Origin of the sequence: Streptomyces sp. NBC_00091, from assembly GCF_026343185.1 — a bacterium.
GTDB lineage: Bacteria > Actinomycetota > Actinomycetes > Streptomycetales > Streptomycetaceae > Streptomyces.
Map to the genome: position 1 here is coordinate 5641154 of NZ_JAPEMA010000001.1, position 17611 is coordinate 5658764.

The window sequence follows — 17611 nt, forward strand, 5'->3', positions numbered from 1 at the left end:
GGGTTCCCATCGGTAGGTGTGGACCGGCGGTGCCGGTTCTTCAGCGGGCGTCGGCGGCGGTGCCGCGCGCCGTGTAGAAGGCCACGGTCAAGTCCTTGACCAGGGCCTTGCGTTCGTAGTCGTCCATGCTCACGAGCCCCCGGTCGGAGATCCGCCGGACGGTGTCGTCGACCGCGTCGAGCACGGAGGTCAGGACGGCGTCCCGGTGGCGCGCGTCGATGGCGGCGACCTGGCGGCGCTGCATGGCGGCCGCCACCTCGGGCGCGTACTCGATGTGCAGCGGACGGGCGGAGAAGACCTCGATGCCGACGGCCCGGGTCTCGGCGGCGAGTACGCGGGTCAGCTCGTCGCCGAGGGCCTCCGTGTCGCGCAGGGTCCGCGCCTCGCCCTCGCCGGGCAGCCGGAAGGAGTCGGCGGGCAGCCGCGCGAACACCCGGGCCACGCTGGACTCGACCTGTTCGCGCAGGTAGGCGGCGTGGTCCTCGACGCAGAGCAGCGCCCGGGCGGTGTCCCGGACCCGCCACACGACGAGGACGACGGGGCGCAGGTGGGTGCCCTCGGCGTCGGCGACGCAGAGCGGCTCGCTGCGCCAGTGGCGCAGCCGCACATCGACCCGGGTGCGGCGCGGGAAGGGGCTGGACCACAGGAGTCCGGTACGCCGGACCGTGCCCCGGTAGCGCCCGAAGAGGGTCAGGGTCCAGGCGTGCCCGGCGCGGCCGCGCCGCAGTCCGGCGACCGCCGCCAGGGCGAGGAGCGCGCAGCCGGCGAGGGCGGCCGGCGGCCAGGCCTCGGCGGGGGTGGGGGTGAGGGTCGGGCGCAGGTCCTGGTGGCACACCAGGACGGCGGCTCCGGCGGCGCAGAGCAGCACGAGGAACACGGCCCACCAGCCGGAACAGGCCCGGGCGGGCCGCTCGCTCACCTCGGAGTCGAGGACCGGGGGCAGGGACCGCGCCCCCGGGCGGGGCGCCGGCCGCGGTACCGCCGCAGGGGCGGCGGGGCGGGGTGTCACGGTGGGGGTGGGGGTGGTGTCCTCCTCGTCACGGAAGAGGGGGCCCAGGACCAGGGGGTCCCGGTAGGGTCGCACGACCACACCGCCGCCCGCCGGTGCCGGGGCGCCGGGGGCTGGGGTGGGGGCGGATATTCGGCCGACCGGTGCGGCCCCTTCACCTTCCCCCGGTTCTTCGGCCGGCTCTCCGGTCGTATTCGGCGACGCTTGCGACAAAACCACACCCCACACAGCCGTGGGCGTCAGGAACCCGCCGGAGCAAGGGTTCTGACGCCGCAAAAGAAGATCAAAACTGACCGATCTCGCGAAATGGTACAAGTGGGCTATTCAAGCGAAGACGCGACATGCCGGTGTGTATGGATGTATGTCCTAGGAATGTGTGGAGTGGGGCCCCGGAGCGCATGCCGTGGAAGGGGGAAGAGTGAGACCCTGGCTGCATGGACCAGCGGGGACGGCCCCCGGAGGTCGACTGGCCCGCGCGGCCCGACCTGAGCCTCGCGCTCAACCGCATGGGCACCTTCGACTGGGACCTCGACCGTGGGCGCATGCATCTGGACGCCACCGCCCTCGAGGTCCTCGGGCTGCGCCCGGAGGAGTTCGACGGGACCCCCGCCGGGCTGCGGCGCCGTGTCCTGCCCGGCGACGAGGCACGGCTGGACGCCCGCGTCGAGCAGGCGCTGAAGGACGGACGCAGCCACTACGGGGCCTACTTCCGCACCCTGCGCGAGCACGCCGAGCCGGGCTGGACCCATGTCCAGGGGCACATCGTGCGGGACCCGCACGGCCACCCGTACCGGATCATCGGGATCCTCCGCGACGCCGCCCAGGACCCCGGCGAGCCCGGCGCCGGCGGGGAGCGGGACGAGGGGCGGCGCCGGATGACCGGGGTCGTCGAGCGGACCACGGCGATCCTCGCCCACGCCCGCACCGTCAACGACGTGACCGACGTCCTCAAGGACCCCGAGGCCCTCGGCCACCTCGGCGCCGTCAGCGTCATGCTCGGCATCGTCGACGGCGGCCGGATCCACCTGGTCGCTGAAGGGCAGCTGGGCGCGTACGTCCCCGAGATCGAGTACACCCGGATCGACGCGGAACTGCCGATGAGCGAGGCCGTACGGAGCCTGCAGCCGGTCTTCCTCGCCTCGCGCGAGGAGTTCCAGCGGCGCTACCCGCAGCTGTGGCCGTACATCGAGCCGCTGTCCGTGCGCAGCGGGGTCTACCTGCCCCTGATCGCCCAGGGCCGGCCCGTCGGCGCGCTCGGACTGCTGTACACGCGTGACGGGGACTTCGACGGGGAGGAGCGGAACCTGCTGGTGGCGCTCGGCAGCGGCATCGCGCAGGGCCTCCAGCGGGCGATGCTCTTCGAGCAGGAGCACGACCTCGCCGAAGGCCTCCAGCGGGCCATGCTGCCCCGGGTGATCCCGGAGGTGCCGGGCGCGCGGATCGCCGTACGGTACCGGGCCGCCCGCATCGGGCGGGACATCGGCGGCGACTGGTACGACGTGGTCCCGCTCGGCGAAGGCCGGGTCGGGGTGACGATCGGCGACGTCGAGGGCCACGACACGGACGCGGCGGCCGTCATGGGCCAGCTGCGGATCGTGCTCCGCGCGTACGTCCTGGAGGGCCACACCCCCGGTACGGCGATGGCGCGGGCCTCCGCCTTCCTGCGCGATCTGGCGACGGAACGCTTCGCCACCTGCACCTACGCCGAGGTGGACCTGAACACCGGCATGCTGCACCTGGTGCGGGCCGGCCACCTCGACCCGGTCGTACGGCGCGGGGACGGCAGCTGCCACCGGATCCAGGTGGCGGGCGGGCTCCCGCTCGGCCTGCCCCCGCGCGAACACCAGGGCAGCGGCTCCGGCTACCCCGTCACCACCCTGGAGCTGCACCCCGGTGACACCCTGCTGCTGTGCACCGACGGGCTCGTCGAACGCCCCGGCGGCGACCCCGAGACCGGCATGCGGGAGTTCATGGAGGCCGCCGCGAACGGCCCGGCCGACGTCGAGGAACTCGCCGACGTGCTGTGCGACCTCGTCGGGGACGCGGGCGGCGGGGACGACATGGCCCTGCTCCTGCTCCGCCGGCGCGGCACCCCCGCACCCCGCGGCGGCGGTCCGCTGCGCCACCGCCTGGTCCCCGGCGATGCGGACGGCCCGGCGGTGGCCAGGCACCTGATCCGGGCGGCGGTGGCCGCCTGGGGGGCCTGGGACCGGGCCGACGAGATCGAGCTGGCCGCGGACGAGCTGATGACCAACGCCCTCGTGCACACCGACGGCGGCGGCCAGGTCGCCGCCCGGCTCACCGCCGAGGGCCGGATCCGGATCGAGGTCGAGGACTCCAGCAGCGCCCTGCCCCGCCGCCGCGAGGCCGGGGACTGGGCGGTGTCGGGCCGCGGCCTGATGCTCGTGGACCGGCTCGCGGACGCGTGGGGCGTGGAGCCCCGGGGCGCCGGGAAGTGCGTGTGGTGCGAGTTCGCCGTCCCGGGACCCGGCCCCGGCCCCGGCCCGACGGGCGGCTGAGCGACGCGCGGCTCGGCGTCAGACGGCGGCGTACGGGCCCTGCGCGGCCTTCACGTTCTGCAGGGCGGTCAGCTTCCGGACGAACAGCACCGCGAGGACGGCCGCGGCGACCGTGGTCAGGTCGCACACGGCGCCGAACGCCGAGACGTCGCGCAGGCTCTCGGGGGTGTCGGCGCGCTCGTACAGCGGGCTGAAGATCCGGCCGAGGAGCGCCGACGCCACCCACACGATCCACCACGAGGTCAGCGGAACGCCGGAGACGTGGCGGTACGAGCCGTCCGGCGCGAGCTGGACGCTCGCATCCCAGGTCTGCTTCGCCACCCGGTAGGGAAGGAAGAGGTTGCCCACGGGGATGAACCAGGCGCCGATCGCCCAGCCGCTGGACAGGGTGAAGGCGTCGGGGCGGAAGACCTGGCCGTTGGTGCGCACCCGGTGGAACCAGATGATGAAGACCACGCACGTGCCGAGCAGGGTCAGCATCTGGAGGGCTCCGGCGAGACCGGTCAGCATGTCGGCCCCGTCGAGCGTGTCGTCCGCGACCTGGGCGGGGTTCGCGATCACGTCACGCATCAGCGACCACGTGTACAGGTTCGTGGCGGCCGAGAAGAGGTTCACCACGCCCGCGACGGAGAGAAGCACGGTCAGCGCGGTCGAGAGGCCCTGCGGGGAGCGCAGCGCCTGGACGGGCGGCGGCGGGACGGGGTAGGGCTGCCCGCCGGGGTAGGGCTGACCGGGCACGGGCTGACCGGGCATCGGCTGCCCGGCGTAGGGGTGTCCGGGCATCGGCTGCCCCGGGTGGTGGTAGCCGGGCTGCGGCTGCGGCTGCGCCGGGTACGGGGCCGCGCCGTACGGCGGCTGCGGGCCGGGCCCCTGCGGCGGAGGCGGCGGCGATCCGGGCGCGCTGAAGGACATGGTGAAAGAACCCCCCACGGGAACATCTGGAATGTGCGGTGACATCCGAGGAGCCGGCCGGTCGAACACCGGTACCGGAAGCGCCGAACATATGCCAGCCCCGCCTCCGCCGTCCAAACGGTTTGCCGGGCCGCGTTCGGCCGAACCTGCCGGCCCCTGCGGCGCGGCCACGGAAGGGCCGCCGGCTCGTACGAGGATCCTTCCGGGGTGCCGCCCCTCCGCCCGCTGCTGCCCGCCCTGCTGACCGTCCTCCTCGCCGCGCCCGCGTACGCCCCCGCGCACGCCGCCGGGGTCCCCGCCGACGGGATCGAGACCGCCCGCACCAGCCGGCAGGTCGCCCCCGGGGTCCGCCTGGAGTCGTACGACCGCCTGGAGGCCGACCGCTGGCTGCGGATCGACGAGCTGGTGGCCGACCTCGGCGCGGCCGGCGGGGTACGGGCCGAATACCTGGGCGGCGGCGCCGGCCCGGCCACCGTCGCCGAGGCCGCCGCCCGGCACCGCGCCGGGCCGGGCCGGCGGGTGGTCGCCGCCGTGAACGGCGACCTCTTCGACATCCGGGCCACCGGAGCCCCCCTCGGCCCCGCCGAAGGGGCCGGACCCGTGCTGACCGGCGCCGAGCGGGAGCCCTTCGTCCACCGCGGCGTACGGTTCCTGCCGCTCGACACCCGTCGCCGCACCCTCGACGGGGGCGGCGGACTGCACCGGATGCGGGCCCTGCGCCAAGCCCTGGAGGCGGCCGCCCGGGAACCGGACACCGTCGACCGTAAGGAGGCGGCCCTGCTGGCGCTGCGCCTCGCGGAGCTCCGGCGCGCGACCGGAAAGGGCGCGGCCGTCATCACCCTCGGCGCACCCGCCTTCGCCGCGGGCCGCTCCGAGGGCGTGCTGACCGTCGCGGCCGCCCGCACCGGCCGCACCCTCTTCGGCGTCGACCCCTTTCCCGCCCCGGGCCGCGACTGGCTCTGCGTCAGACCCGGCTGAGAGGTCCGCCGGCCGGCGGCGCCGGTGCCGGGACGGCCGGTGTGGCCAGGGCGAACGCCAGAGCGCAGACCGCCCCGCTCGCCACCACTCCGCGCCGCAGCCACCGGAGTCGCGCCGTGAGGGACATGGGAACTCCGTTCCCTCGGGAGACGGAAGAACTGTTCTCGTTGTCCCGCCGGGCGGTGATCCTGTCGAAACCGGGCCCGGCAGGATCCGGAAGGGGCGGCCTAGGCCCTGTCGTCAAAGTAGCGCCGGTAAGGCCCGCGGCGTCCGGTGCCGTGCATCGCAAGGCGGAGGAGCTCCCGAGTACTGGACGTACTTGGGTGCTCCGACAACGCGGCGAGGTGCGGTGCCGGGCGTCGCGGGCCTGGGGGCACCTCCCAGCGGTAGCTGGGGGAGGGACTTTGACGACAGGGCCTAGAGCCGTACCAGCGTGACCTCGGTGGCCTTCACGCTCGTCCACACCGTCGCGCCGTCGGCCAGGCGCAGTTCGGCGGCCGCTTCCGGGGTGATCTCCGCGACCAGGTCGGGGGCCTCGGCCGAGCCGACGAGCACGCGCAGCCGGCTGCCGGCCGAGGTGATCTCCCGTACGGTGCCGGGCCAGACGTTGCGGGGGCTGCCGCCCGGGCGGTCCCGGTGCACCGACACCGCCTCCGGGGCGATGATCGCCAGGGCCTGCGCCCCCTCGGGCAGCGTCTCCGCCACCACCAGCCGGCCGCCTCCCGCGAGGGAGAGCCCCTCGGCGGACGCGGTGCCGGGCCAGGCGTTGCGGCCCAGCATCCGGGCCACCCACGGCGAGCGCGGATGCCGGGTGACCTCGGCCGGCGGGGCGTCCTGGAGGGTGCGGCCGTCGGCCAGTACGAGGACCCGGTCGGCCAGCGACACCGCCTCGACGGGATCGTGCGTGACGATCAGGCAGACCCCGCCGAAGCCCGCCAGGTGCGTGCGCAGAGTGTGCCGCACCCGCGCCCGGGTGGTCTGGTCGAGGGCGGCGAGGGGCTCGTCGAGCAGCAGCAGCCGGGGCCGGGCGGCCAGCGCCCGCGCCAGGGCCACCCGCTGGGCCTGCCCGCCGGACAGCTGGGCGGGCCTGCGCTGGGCGAGGTGGCCCACGCCGAGCCGGTCCAGCCACAGCTGCGCCTCGCGGCGGGCCTCGGCGCGCCCGACCCGGCGGGCCCGCAGCCCGTAGGCGGTGTTGGCCAGGGCGCTCAGGTGCGGGAACAGCGCGCCGTCCTGCGGGACCCAGGCCACCTGCCGCTTGTGCGGGGGCAGCGCGGTGACGTCGGTGTCCCCGAGCCGCAGGGCGGCGCGGGCGCGCGGCGTCAGGCCGAGCAGGGCGCGCAGCAGGGTGGTCTTGCCGGCGCCGTTCTCGCCGACCACGGCGATGGTGGTGCCGGGTGCGGCGTCGAGGGTCAGTTCGTTGAAGCCGGTGACCTCGGCGTGCAGGGGCCAGCGACCGCCGTCATGGGGCGCCCCGGCTGCCGGGGCGGGCGCGGCAGGGTCCTCAGCGGCCGGGGTGTCCGGGGCGGCCGGGGTGTCCGGAGCGGCCTTGGGGGTCCTGGTGGCCACGGGGGTGCCGGTCCAGCGGCCGCGCAGGGCGATGAGCACGCCCATGGCGATGGCGAGCAGCAGCAGCGAGACCGAGGTGGCCGCCTCCGGCTGGTCCTGGAGCAGCAGGTAGACCTGGAGGGGCAGGGTCTGGGTGGTGCCCGGCAGGTTCCCGGCGAAGGTGATGGTCGCCCCGAACTCGCCGAGCGCGCGGGCCCAGGTGAGGGCGGCGCCCGCGATCAGGCCCGGGGCCACCATGGGCATGGTCACCGTGAAGAACACCCGGACCGGCGAGGCGCCGAGGGAGGCGGCGGTCTCCTCGTAGCTCTGCTTCAGCCCGCCGAGCGCGCCCTCCAGGCTGATCACCAGGAACGGCATGGCGACGAAGGTCGCGGCGACGACCGCCCCGGAGGTGTGGAAGGGGAGCGTGATGCCGAACGTGCCCTCCAGCCACGGCCCGAGCAGCCCGCGCCGCCCGAAGCCGAGCAGCAGCGCGACACCGCCGACGGTCGGCGGCAGCACCATCGGCAGCAGCACCAGCGAGCGGACGAAGGCCTTGCCCTTGAACTCCACCCGGGCCAGCAGCCAGGCGAGCGGTACGCCGAGGAGCAGCGAGAGGCCGAGTGCCCACAGGGACACCACCAGCGAGAGCTTCAGGGCCTCGACCACGCCGGGGCTGGTGAGGTGGGTGCCCAGCTCGCTCCACTGGGTGCGGGTGAGGATGCCGATGAGCGGCAGCAGCAGGAACGCGACGGCGAGCAGCGCGGGAAGCGCCAGTGTCACGGGGGGCCGGGTGCGGGTGCGGGGTCTGCTCATTGCGGGTTCGGGTTCCTCGTCGAAGCTGCGGAGGTGCGCGCGGTGCGGGGCAAGACCCTACGGGGCGTACGGGCGCGGGCGCGGGCGCCGGACACGCCGAAAGGGGCTGCCCGTCCCCCCGGACCGGGCAGCCCCCTCGGGGTCTTGTGCGGCTGGGCCTTTGCGGCTAAGCCTTCTGGAAGCCGGCGTCCTGGAGGATCTTCTGCGCCTCCGGGGTGCTCAGCCACGCCACGAACGCGGCGGCGGCCTCGGCGTTCTTGGACTGCTTGAGGGTGGCGGCCGGGTAGGAGGCCACCGCGTTCTGGTCGTCCGGGATCTCCACGGTGACGACCTTGTCGCCGGACTTGGCGGAGTCGGTCTTGTAGACGAGGCCGGCGTCGGCCTCGCCCAGCTCGACCTTGCTCAGGACGGCGCGGACGTTGGGCTCCTGGGAGACCGGCTTCACCTCGATCTTCTGGGCGTCGAGGATCTGCTTGCTGTAGCGGCCGACGGGGACCTCGGGCGCGGCGAGCACGACCTTGATCTTGGAGTCGGCCAGGTCCTTCAGCTCGTCGATCTTGAAGGGGTTGTCCTTGCCGGCGGCGATGACCAGGCGGTTCTTCGCGATGACCGAGGCGTCGTTGGTCTCGGCCTTGAGCCCGTCCATGGTCTTGGTGTCGGCGGTGACCAGCGCGTCGGCCGGGGCGCCCTGCTTGACCTGGGCGGCGAGCTCCTGCGAACCGGCGAAGGAGAAGGTCACCTTGGTGCCCGGGTGGGACTTCTCGTAGGCGGCGCCCGCCGCCTTGAAGACGTCGGTGAGGGAGGAGGCGGCGAGGACGGTGAGGTTCGCGCCCTTGGCCCCGGCGGAGGCGGACGGCGTGCTGCCGGCGTCGGCCTTCTTCTCGTCGTTGCCGCCGCAGGCGGACAGCGGGACGAGCAGGGCGGCGGTGAGCGCGGCGGCGGCCGCGCGGCGGCCGTTCCGGGTCGCGTACATGGGCGGGTGCTCCTTGGTCGGGTCGGCGGGCCGGCGGGTGCCGGGACCGCGCGAGGGTGACCCGCGCCGTGACGGGCGGAGCGGGTGGGGACGAGCGGGCGGGCGAGAGCGGGCGGGGAAGGGCGGTGCGGCGGGCGGGCGGGGCGCTCGGCCCGGGCGGGGGTCAGGTGCGGTCGATGTGCACGCTGGTCGACTTGACACGGGCGGTGGCCTGCATGCCGACCTCCAGCCCGAGTTCCTCGACGGCCTCGCGGGTCAGCAGGGAGACCAGCCGGTGGGGACCGGCCTGGATCTCGACCTGGGCGGCGACGTCGCCGAGCTTGACGGCCGTGACGATGCCGGGGAAGGCGTTGCGCGCCGAGGTGTAGGGCTCGCCGTCCTCGTTGTGGGCACCCTGGCCCACCTCGACGGAGAAGGCCGCCAGGTCGCGGCCGTTGATCAGGCGACGGCCGCCCTCGTCGCGATGGGTCGCGACCCGGCCGGCGTCGGCCCAGCGGCGCGCGGTGTCCGGGCTGACGCCCAGCAGACGCGCCGCCTGTCCGATGGTGTAGGACTGCATGTGCGACAAGGTAGGCGCACCCGTCCCGCATGTGCAATTCGTTTGGCGCGTTCTCTATCGCAGATGCCATGTCGATTGTGGTATCCGCCAAAATCCGTTCCGCTTCGTGCCTGCCGGATCGCTAGAGTCGGGGGATGGCTGACGCAGGGACGGAGGGTCCGTTGACCGATACGAAGACCACGGGAACGGGTAACGGAGCCGGGGCGGCGCCGGCGGGCCCGCTCGAGACGGGCACGGCGCGGGTGGACGCCTGGATCTGGTCGGTCCGGCTCACCAAGACCCGCTCCGTCGCGGCGACCGCCTGCCGGGCGGGCCACGTGAAGGTCAACGGGGAGCGGGCGAAGCCCGCGCAGCAGGTGCGCGCGGGGGACGAGGTACGGCTCTTCCACGCGGGCCGCGAACGCATCGTCGTGGTCCGGCGTCCCGTGACCAAGCGGGTCGGGCCCCCGGTCGCCGCCGAGTGCTTCATCGACAACAGCCCGCCGCCGCCCACCCCCGTGGAGGCCGCGGTGGTCGGCATCCGCGACCGGGGCACGGGCCGCCCCACGAAGCGTGACCGCCGGGAGATCGAGGGCCTGCGCGGGCGCCCTTAGGGGGTGTCCGGCGGGCTCGTGGGTGCGGGTGCGGTACCTGTTGCTCCTGAGCCCCGCCAAGCCTCCCGGACACCGTACGGGGCCCCGGTGGCTCACGGCGTCGGCGGGGCTTCCGGGCGCCCCGGCCACCGGAAAGACGGGGGCTGGGGCGCCCGGGGTGCCGCCGCGTCAGGCCTTGCGGTACGCGTACGCCTCCGCGGCGGCCGCCTCGACGGCCTCCAGCGGGGCCCCCGCCGAGGCGGCGACCACCGCCGCCACCGCGCCCTCCAGGAACGGCGCGTCCACCAGCCGGCACCCGTCCGGCAGTTCCCCGTCCTCCAGCAGGGCCTTCACGGTCAGCACCGAGCTGCCCAGGTCGGCGAGGAGCGCGACCCCGGCCCCCCGGTCCACCGCCGACACGGCGGCGGTGATCAGCTCCGCGCTCGTGCCCAGCCGGCCGTCGGCGGTGCCGCCCGCCGGGGCCACCGGAGCCACCGCCCCGCCCGCCGCGAGGCCCCGCGCCAGCTCCGCCACCGACTCCGCGACGCCGGCGCTGTGCGACACCAGCACGATCCCGACGACCGGCCCGGGGCTCACGCGGCCCCCGCCTCATCGGCCGCATCGGCCAGCGCGCCCAGCAGCAGGGCGGCCGAGGTGGCTCCCGGGTCCTGGTGCCCGATGCTGCGCTCCCCGAGGTAGCTGGCGCGGCCCTTGCGGGCCAGTATCGGAACCGTCGCCAGGGCCCCGCCCAACGCCGCGTCCCCGGCGGCACGGTAGGACGTACTCAGTGCCGCGACCCCCGGTACCAGCGCGTCCAGCATCGTCTTGTCGCCCGGTGCCGCCCCGCCCAGCTGGGCCACCGCGCCCACCCCCGCGTACAGGGCCTTGCGCAGCTCGTCGTCGGAGACCTCGGCGGCCTCGCCGAGCTCCTTGCCCGTGCGCCGCAGCAGCGTCCCGTACAGCGGTCCGGACGCGCCGCCCACCGTGGAGATCAGGGTGCGTCCGGCCAGTCGGAGCAGCACGCCGGGCCCGGTCGCCGGGTCGGCCGCGGCCAGCGCCGCCCGTACGGCCACGAAGCCCCGCAGCAGGTTCGACCCGTGATCGGCGTCCCCGATGGGGGAGTCCAGCTCGGTCAGCCGGTCCGCCTCCCGCTCCACCACCGCCGTGGTGGCCTCCATCCAGCGCCGGAAGAACTCCGCGTCACGCATCCGTGTCTCTCCTCGCCTCGAGTCGACTCGACCGCCGGGTACTTCTTCGACGCCGCTCAGCGGCCCCAGCGCAGGGCGGCCGTCTGCACCGGCGCGTCCCACAGGCGCAGCAGCTCGTCGTCCACCCGGCACAAGGTCACCGAACAGCCTGCCATGTCCAGGGAAGTGACGTAGTTTCCGACGAGCGCCCGCGCCACCGTCACGCCCCGCGCGGCCAGGACCGCGGACACCTCCGCGTGGAACCCGTACAGCTCCAGCAGCGGGGTCGCGCCCATCCCGTTGACCAGCAGCAGCACCGGCCCGTCCGCCGGGCCGTTCTCCGCGAGCCCCTCCAGTACGGCGCCGACCGCCACCTCGGCGATCTCCCGCGAGGTCATCATGGCGTGCCGCTCCCGGCCGGGTTCGCCATGGATTCCCACGCCCAACTCCAGCTCGCCGTCGGGGAGTTCGAAGGTCGGGCTGCCCTTCGCGGGGGTGGTGCAGGCGCTGAGCGCCACCCCGAAGCTGCGGGAGGAGTCGTTGACCCGGCGCGCGAGGCCGCCGACCCGCTCCAGCGGCGCCCCCTCCTCGGCGGCCGCCCCGGCGATCTTCTCCACGAACAGGGTGGCCCCGGTGCCCCGCCGGCCGGCGGTGTACAGGCTGTCGGTCACGGCGACGTCGTCGTTGACGAGGACCCGCTCGACCCGCATGCCGTCCTCCTCGGCCAGCTCGGCGGCCATCTGGAAGTTCAGCACGTCCCCGGTGTAGTTCTTGACGACGAACAGCACCCCCTGGCCGGCCTCCACGGCGCTCGCCGCGTGCAGCATCTGGTCGGGCACCGGTGAGGTGAACACCTCCCCGGGGCAGGCCGCCGAGAGCATCCCGTACCCCACGAAGCCGGCGTGCAGCGGCTCGTGCCCCGACCCGCCCCCGGACACCAGCCCGACCCGCCCGCCGGCCCGCGCGTCGCGCCGTACGACGACCCGGCGCGCCACGTCCACGTCGAGGTCGGGGTGCGCGGCCGCCATGCCGCGCAGGGCGTCGGCGACCACGGTGTCAGCGGTGTTGATGAGCATCTTCACGGAAATCTCCCGGTGCGGTGGAGTCCTGCCCTGTGACCTGCTGCCGACGGTAGGGCAGACGGACGCGCCCCGGGGGCGGAACGCGGGCGCACCGGCCGCCGTCAGGCGCCCTGTTCGCGCAGCCGGCGGCTGACCTCTCCCAGGCCGTCGGCGAGCGCGTCCAGCTGCTCGGGCGTGAGCACGTCGACGAGGACCTCCCGGACGGTTGTCACATGGCCGGGGGCGGCCTCCTCCAGCCGGGCGTGGCCGGCGTCGGTGAGGACGGCGAAGATCCCGCGCACGTCGGAGGGGCAGCTGCGGCGGCGGACCAGGCCGGCCTTCTCCATCTGGGTGATCTGGTAGGTCAGGCCGCTCTTGGAGTTGATCAGCCCGTTGGCGAGTTCCGTCATGCGCAGCTCCCGGCCGGGCGCCGCGGCGAGCCGTACGAGGATCTCGTATTGCGGGTGGGAGAGTCCGGAATCATCCTTGAGCTGCTGGTCGAGACGCCGGTTCACCAGTGCGGAGGCGGCCAGGAAGCCCCTCCAGGCCCGCATCTCGCGCTCGTCGAGCCATCTCGTCCCGTCCATGACGTCAGAGTACACAAGTTGTTCGAATTTGAATCAGTAGCTAGGCTCGAAGTCGCCGGTTCGAATTTGAACTACTCCCCTCGGGCCGTCAGACCGGAAGGAATCCCCATGACCCGCGCCTCCGCCACCACGACGAAGGCCCCGGCCACCGCCCCGGCCGCCTCCGCCACCACCCCGGCCGACACCGCCGCCTACGACGCAGGCCTGCTCCTGCTGCGCGTCGTCCTCGGCCTCACCGTGGCCGCCCACGGAACCCAGAAGCTCTTCGGCTGGTTCGGCGGCGGTGGGATCAGCGGCACCGGCCGGTTCTTCACCGCCACCGGCTACCCGGCGGGCGACACCATGGCCGCCGTCGCCGGCCTCACCGAGACCCTCGGCGGCCTCGGTCTCGCCCTCGGCCTGCTCACCCCGCTCGCCGGGGCGGCCGTCGCCGGCACGATGATCAACGCCATGGCCGTCCACGGCGCCGGGGCCTTCTTCGCCCCCAAGGGCATGGAGTACGAACTCCTGCTCGCCACGGCCGCCGCCGCCCTCACCCTCACCGGCCCCGGCCGCCACGCCGTCGACCGCCTCCTGCCCGTCCCCGCCCTGCGCACGCACCGCCTGGCCATCGGCGCCCCGGCCCTCGCCCTCGGCGTGGCCCTCGCCGCCGTCACCCTCCTCGTCCGCGACTAGCGCGTCCCTCCGTCCGCTCTCGAGCCCGACGGGCTCGCACGCGCCGCCGCGAGGTAGCGTCGTGATCATGAACCCGTCGACCGACAGCACCACCGACCAGGCGCCCGCCGATCCGGCCGTCACCGACGACCTGCTGGCCACCCAGCCCATCGGCTACTGGAGCGGCCTGGCCCAGGAGGCCGTCGCCCGGCACCTGCGCGACGCCATGGCCCGGATCGACGTCACGCAGCCGCAGTACTGGGTGCTCAACCGGGTGAACGGCAGGCCGGGCGCTCCGGGCCGCGAGGAAGTGGTCACCCAGCTGACCCCCCTCGCGGACGGGCCGCACGAGATCGCCCGGGTCGTCGACCAGCTGCTCCACCGCGGCTGGCTCCGGACCGACGACCAGCGGCGCCTGCACCTCACCGGCGAGGGGGAGGCGGCCCGGCTCCGGCTGCGCGCGCTGGTGACCGAGCTGCGCGCCGTCGTCCACCAGGGCATCGACGACGAGGAGTACGTGGCCGCGCTCAAGGTGCTGCGCAGGATGATCGCCAATGTCGAGGGCGCCGCGGGACCTCGGGGAGGCCGTGGCGCGCAGGCGGATTGACCCCGGGCATTTGGGGGAACAGCGGATAAATGACACAAGCCATCGAAGACTACGCACTCATCGGCGACCTGATGACCAGCGCACTGGTCGGCCGCGACGGGTCCATCGACTGGCTGTGCCTGCCCCACTTCGACTCCGCCGCCTGCTTCGCCGCCCTCCTCGGGAACAAGGAGAACGGCCACTGGCGCATCGCCCCGGCCGAGGCCGGGGAGGGCCGGCGCTGCACGCGCCGGGCCTACGCCGACGGCTCGCTGGTCCTGGAGTCCTACTGGGAGACCGACGACGGCACCGTCAAGGTCGTCGACTTCATGCCGCAGCGCGACAGCGCGCCCGACCTGATGCGGATCGTCGAAGGGGTCTCCGGCCGGGTCACCGTCCGCAGCACCCTGCGGCTGCGCTTCGACTACGGCCACGTCGTCCCCTGGGTCCGGCGCAGCGAGGGCGACCGGGTCGCGGTCGCCGGACCCGACTCGGTGTGGTTCCGCAGCGAGCCGCCCGTGCGGACCTGGGGCGAGGACCGCAGCACCCGCTCGGAGTTCACCGTCGGCGCCGGGGAGAAGGTCGCCTTCGTGCTGACCTGGCACCCCTCGCACGAGACCCGCCCCGAGCGCGCCGACCCGTACGAGGCGCTGGAGCAGAGCCTCGCCGACTGGCGGGAGTGGAGCGCCCAATGCCGTTACGAGGGCCCGTACCGGGAGGCCGTGACCCGCTCCCTGATCACCCTCAAGGCCCTCACCTTCGCCCCGACCGGCGGGATCGTCGCCGCCGCCACCACCTCCCTGCCCGAGGAGCTCGGCGGCGTCCGCAACTGGGACTACCGCTACTGCTGGCTGCGCGACTCCACCCTGACCCTGGGCGCGCTCGTGTCCACCGGCTTCCTCGACGAGGCCCGCGCCTGGCGGGCCTGGCTGCTGCGCGCGGTCGCGGGCGACCCGGCGGACCTCCAGATCATGTACGGGATCGCCGGCGAACGCCGCATCCCCGAGACCGAACTGCCCTGGCTGCGCGGCTACGCCTCCTCCGCGCCGGTCCGTACCGGGAACGCCGCCGTGGACCAGCTCCAGCTGGACGTGTACGGAGAGGTCCTCGACTCCCTCCACCTGGCGCGGGCCTGCGGTCTGGCCTCGGAGCGGCACGCCTGGAAGATCCAGCTCGCCCTCCTCGACTTCCTGGAGCGCAACTGGCACCGCCCCGACGAGGGCCTGTGGGAGGTGCGCGGCCCGCGGCGCCACTTCACGCACTCCAAGGTGATGGCCTGGGTCGCCGCCGACCGGGCCGTGCGGACCCTGGAGGGCGCCCCCCACCTGCCGGGCGACGTGCAGCGCTGGCGGGCCATGCGGGACGAGGTGCACCGCGACGTCTGCGACAAGGGCTACGACCCCGAGCGGGGCACCTTCACCCAGTACTACGGCTCGCGCGAGCTCGACGCGGCGACCCTGCTGATCCCCCGGGTCGGCTTCCTGCCGCCCGACGACCCCCGCGTCATCGGCACCGTCGACGCCGTACGGGCGGAACTGGGCAGCAGCGGCCTGGTCCGCCGCTACAGCACCGAAGGCCCCTCCGTCGACGGGCTGCCCGGCGACGAAGGGGCCTTCCTGGCCTGCTCGTTCTGGCTGGCGGACGCCCTGCACATGACGGGCCGCGGCAAGGAGGCCCGGGAACTCTTCGAGCGGCTGCTGGCCGTACGCAACGACGTCGGCCTGCTGGCCGAGGAGTACGACCCCCGCACCGGACGCCAGCTCGGCAACTTCCCGCAGGCGTTCAGCCACGTCGGCCTGGTGAACACCGCGATCGCCCTGTCCGCTCCGGACCCCGCGCACTGACCCCGCGCACTGACCCCGGCCACGGCAGCGGGGCCGCCGCGATACGCGACGGCCCCGCGGTGCGCGGCGGCTACGCCGCCTGCGCTTCCTCCGTGTCCGGGATGGTGACCAGCCAGCGCGAGTCCTTGTGCGGCCGCAGGTACAGCGCCCAGTACAGGGTGGCCACGGCGGTGATGCCACCGGTCCACAGCAGGTACTGGGTCTCCTGCTGGGTCAGGATGTACGCGAACACCAGGATCAGTGCGATCGGCACGGCCGGCCACAGCGGCATCCGCCAGGCGGCGCTGTCGCGGTGCGCCCCGCGCCGGCTGAACAGCGCGGCCACCGCCACCAGCAGGTACATGCCGGTCACCGACACGCCGGTCACCCCGTACAGGGTGTCGAGGTTGACGAAGCACATCGCCGCGCCCGGGAGGCCGACCAGAAGGGTGGCCACCCACGGGGAGCCGAAGCGGCCCAGCCGCGACAGAGCGCGGTTGACGGGCTCGGGCCAGGCCTTGTCGCGGGCGGAGGCGAACAGCACCCGGGAGTTCTGGATGACCATCACGATGCCGGCGTTGACGATGGCCAGGGCCACGCAGAGGCTGACGAAGGTGCCGACGGCCGAGTTCGACCAGGCCGTCACCATCGCGCCGAGGTCTCCGGAGGCCAGTGCCTCCAGGTCCGGGGCGCCCATGGTGATCGCGATGACCGGGACCAGGATGACGGCGGCGGAGATGGCGAGGGTCGCGAGCACGGTCCGCGGGACGTTGCGGCGCGGCTGCTCCAGCTCCTCGGAGAGGTAGACGGCGGTCGAGAAGCCCTGGGTGACGAAGAGTGCGATCGCCAGCCCGGAGACCACCATCATGGCGGTCACCGTGGAGACGCCGCCGCCCTCGGCGGCCACCGAACCGTGCACCAGGGCGTCGGCGCCCCGCTCGCTGTGCGCGAAGCCGAGCACGGCGACCAGCGCGGCGGCGACCACCTCGAGGACGAGGAAGACGCCCGTGATCCACGCGTTGGCCCGCAGGTCCAGCAGACCGGCGAGGGTGGCGAGCAGCATCACGCCGCCGCCGGCCACCGGGGCCGGTATGTCGATCACCGGGGCGAGGTAGTCGGCCGTACCCATCGCGATCACCGGCGGCACGATCATCACCACCAGCAGGGACAGTACGAAGACCAGCCAGCCGGCGAGCCGGCCCGCGAGGGTGGAGACCATGGCGTACTCGCCGCCCGCGCTGGGGATGAGCGTGCCCAGCTCCGAGTAGCAGAACGCCACGCCGATGCACAGCAGCGAACCGATGGCGATGGTGAGCGCGGTCCAGGTACCGAGGCCCGCGAAGAGGTCGGGCACGACGACGAAGAGGGTCGAGGCGGGCGTCACGCACGACAGCGTGAGCAGGGTGCCGCCCACGACGCCGATGGAGCGCTTGAGCTTCTGCGGGGTGGGCCCGGTGGCGGGGGCGAGGGCCTGTGGTGCGCTGATCGTGTCAGTCATCGGTGCGGTGTTTCCGATCGGCAGATGCGGTGAAGGAGTGCGGGAGCGGTATCGCCTCCGGGGCGGTGGTGGGCACTTCGTTCGCTGGCTCCCGGGCCGCTATGCAAGCTCCACGAGATCCGCAGGTCAATAGCTGTTCACCTGCGGAATCCATCGTGGATCACCCCTCTGATCGACTGATCCGGGTGTTAAGGCCGCGTAAATATTGACCGGTCGGGGGGTGCGGGAACCGCAGCGAGATCCAATGAATTTCCCTCCGCTTTGCCCGGGCGCAGGAGATTTCCCGAGACGGCCGGGTGGGAGTTGTGGAGGGGCCTGGGGGCCTATGCCGC

Annotated in this window: 16 protein-coding genes; 6 read left to right on the forward strand and 10 right to left on the reverse strand. The window is 74.1% G+C overall.

Annotation, left to right across the window (positions count from 1 at the left end; all coding sequences use genetic code 11):
- Positions 1–40: 40 nt before the first annotated feature.
- On the reverse strand, positions 41–1084 hold the full coding sequence (locus OOK34_RS26010) for an SPFH domain-containing protein (RefSeq protein WP_267036276.1): 1044 nt from the start codon (positions 1082–1084) through the stop codon (positions 41–43).
- A gap of 359 nt (positions 1085–1443) precedes the next feature.
- Here OOK34_RS26010 and OOK34_RS26015 point away from each other — a divergent pair, with 359 nt between their 5' ends.
- Positions 1444–3528: a SpoIIE family protein phosphatase gene (locus OOK34_RS26015; protein WP_267036277.1), complete on the forward strand. Its 2085-nt coding sequence runs from the start codon at positions 1444–1446 to the stop codon at positions 3526–3528.
- 18 nt (positions 3529–3546) lie between these two features.
- On the opposite strand, the gene OOK34_RS26020 is transcribed toward OOK34_RS26015, so the two are convergent.
- Positions 3547–4440, reverse strand: coding sequence for a DUF4328 domain-containing protein (locus OOK34_RS26020; protein WP_267036278.1), 894 nt, complete (start codon positions 4438–4440; stop codon positions 3547–3549).
- Between the two features lie 207 nt (positions 4441–4647).
- Here OOK34_RS26020 and OOK34_RS35395 point away from each other — a divergent pair, with 207 nt between their 5' ends.
- Entirely contained in the window at positions 4648–5418 is a 771-nt protein-coding gene (locus tag OOK34_RS35395; protein WP_323183458.1) for a hypothetical protein, read from the forward strand.
- A 417-nt stretch (positions 5419–5835) separates the two neighbouring features.
- Here the strand turns inward: OOK34_RS35395 and OOK34_RS26030 are convergent, their stop codons facing one another.
- The 3 genes from OOK34_RS26030 to OOK34_RS26040 form a co-directional block, all read right to left on the reverse strand.
- Positions 5836–7779: an ABC transporter permease gene (locus tag OOK34_RS26030; protein WP_267036279.1), complete on the reverse strand. Its 1944-nt coding sequence runs from the start codon at positions 7777–7779 to the stop codon at positions 5836–5838.
- A gap of 166 nt (positions 7780–7945) precedes the next feature.
- Positions 7946–8752, reverse strand: coding sequence for a molybdate ABC transporter substrate-binding protein (modA, locus tag OOK34_RS26035; protein WP_267036280.1), 807 nt, complete (start codon positions 8750–8752; stop codon positions 7946–7948).
- Between the two features lie 163 nt (positions 8753–8915).
- Complete coding sequence (locus OOK34_RS26040) at positions 8916–9311, reverse strand: molybdopterin-binding protein (RefSeq protein ID WP_267036281.1); 396 nt, start codon at positions 9309–9311, stop codon at positions 8916–8918.
- Positions 9312–9553: 242 nt separating this feature from the next.
- Here OOK34_RS26040 and OOK34_RS26045 point away from each other — a divergent pair, with 242 nt between their 5' ends.
- Positions 9554–9904, forward strand: a complete 351-nt coding sequence (locus OOK34_RS26045; RefSeq protein WP_267036908.1) for an RNA-binding S4 domain-containing protein — start codon at positions 9554–9556, stop codon at positions 9902–9904.
- Positions 9905–10072: 168 nt separating this feature from the next.
- Here the strand turns inward: OOK34_RS26045 and OOK34_RS26050 are convergent, their stop codons facing one another.
- From OOK34_RS26050 to OOK34_RS26065, 4 genes are all read right to left on the reverse strand, one after another.
- On the reverse strand, positions 10073–10480 hold the full coding sequence (locus OOK34_RS26050; RefSeq protein WP_267036282.1) for a PTS-dependent dihydroxyacetone kinase phosphotransferase subunit DhaM: 408 nt from the start codon (positions 10478–10480) through the stop codon (positions 10073–10075).
- The gene (dhaL, locus tag OOK34_RS26055; protein WP_267036283.1) at positions 10477–11091 is read right to left on the reverse strand and encodes a dihydroxyacetone kinase subunit DhaL; all 615 of its coding nucleotides are present in this window, start codon (positions 11089–11091) and stop codon (positions 10477–10479) included. Before dhaL ends, OOK34_RS26050 begins: the two co-directional genes overlap by 4 nt.
- Positions 11092–11147: 56 nt before the next feature.
- The gene (dhaK, locus tag OOK34_RS26060) at positions 11148–12152 is read right to left on the reverse strand and encodes a dihydroxyacetone kinase subunit DhaK (protein ID WP_267036284.1); all 1005 of its coding nucleotides are present in this window, start codon (positions 12150–12152) and stop codon (positions 11148–11150) included.
- A 101-nt stretch (positions 12153–12253) separates the two neighbouring features.
- Complete coding sequence (locus OOK34_RS26065; RefSeq protein ID WP_267036285.1) at positions 12254–12718, reverse strand: MarR family winged helix-turn-helix transcriptional regulator; 465 nt, start codon at positions 12716–12718, stop codon at positions 12254–12256.
- A 108-nt stretch (positions 12719–12826) separates the two neighbouring features.
- Between OOK34_RS26065 and OOK34_RS26070 the strand changes: the two genes are divergently transcribed.
- From OOK34_RS26070 to OOK34_RS26080, 3 genes are all read left to right on the forward strand, one after another.
- Positions 12827–13393, forward strand: a complete 567-nt coding sequence (locus tag OOK34_RS26070) for a DoxX family membrane protein (protein ID WP_267036286.1) — start codon at positions 12827–12829, stop codon at positions 13391–13393.
- 67 nt (positions 13394–13460) lie between these two features.
- Positions 13461–13979: a MarR family winged helix-turn-helix transcriptional regulator gene (locus tag OOK34_RS26075; RefSeq protein WP_267036287.1), complete on the forward strand. Its 519-nt coding sequence runs from the start codon at positions 13461–13463 to the stop codon at positions 13977–13979.
- Between the two features lie 29 nt (positions 13980–14008).
- Positions 14009–15802, forward strand: a complete 1794-nt coding sequence (locus tag OOK34_RS26080) for a glycoside hydrolase family 15 protein (protein ID WP_267036288.1) — start codon at positions 14009–14011, stop codon at positions 15800–15802.
- A 70-nt stretch (positions 15803–15872) separates the two neighbouring features.
- Here OOK34_RS26080 and OOK34_RS26085 read toward each other — a convergent pair whose 3' ends face one another.
- Positions 15873–17279 carry an APC family permease gene (locus OOK34_RS26085; RefSeq protein ID WP_267036289.1) on the reverse strand — a complete coding sequence of 469 codons (1407 nt, stop codon included), beginning with the start codon at positions 17277–17279 and terminating at the stop codon, positions 15873–15875.
- Positions 17280–17611 lie beyond the last annotated feature (332 nt).

Bases quoted from the DNA above. Each gene is read 5' to 3' on its own strand.
- OOK34_RS26040 (WP_267036281.1), bottom strand. From the start codon at position 9,311: ATGCAGTCCTACACCATCGGACAGGCGGCGCGTCTGCTGGGCGTCAGC.
- OOK34_RS26030 (WP_267036279.1), bottom strand. From the start codon at position 7,779: ATGAGCAGACCCCGCACCCGCACCCGGCCCCCCGTGACACTGGCGCTT.
- OOK34_RS26070 (WP_267036286.1), top strand. From the start codon at position 12,827: ATGACCCGCGCCTCCGCCACCACGACGAAGGCCCCGGCCACCGCCCCG.
- dhaL (WP_267036283.1), bottom strand. From the start codon at position 11,091: ATGCGTGACGCGGAGTTCTTCCGGCGCTGGATGGAGGCCACCACGGCG.
- OOK34_RS26015 (WP_267036277.1), top strand. From the start codon at position 1,444: ATGGACCAGCGGGGACGGCCCCCGGAGGTCGACTGGCCCGCGCGGCCC.
- OOK34_RS26020 (WP_267036278.1), bottom strand. From the start codon at position 4,440: ATGTCCTTCAGCGCGCCCGGATCGCCGCCGCCTCCGCCGCAGGGGCCC.
- OOK34_RS26085 (WP_267036289.1), bottom strand. From the start codon at position 17,279: ATGACTGACACGATCAGCGCACCACAGGCCCTCGCCCCCGCCACCGGG.
- OOK34_RS26075 (WP_267036287.1), top strand. From the start codon at position 13,461: ATGAACCCGTCGACCGACAGCACCACCGACCAGGCGCCCGCCGATCCG.
- modA (WP_267036280.1), bottom strand. From the start codon at position 8,752: ATGTACGCGACCCGGAACGGCCGCCGCGCGGCCGCCGCCGCGCTCACC.
- OOK34_RS26080 (WP_267036288.1), top strand. From the start codon at position 14,009: ATGACACAAGCCATCGAAGACTACGCACTCATCGGCGACCTGATGACC.
- OOK34_RS26065 (WP_267036285.1), bottom strand. From the start codon at position 12,718: ATGGACGGGACGAGATGGCTCGACGAGCGCGAGATGCGGGCCTGGAGG.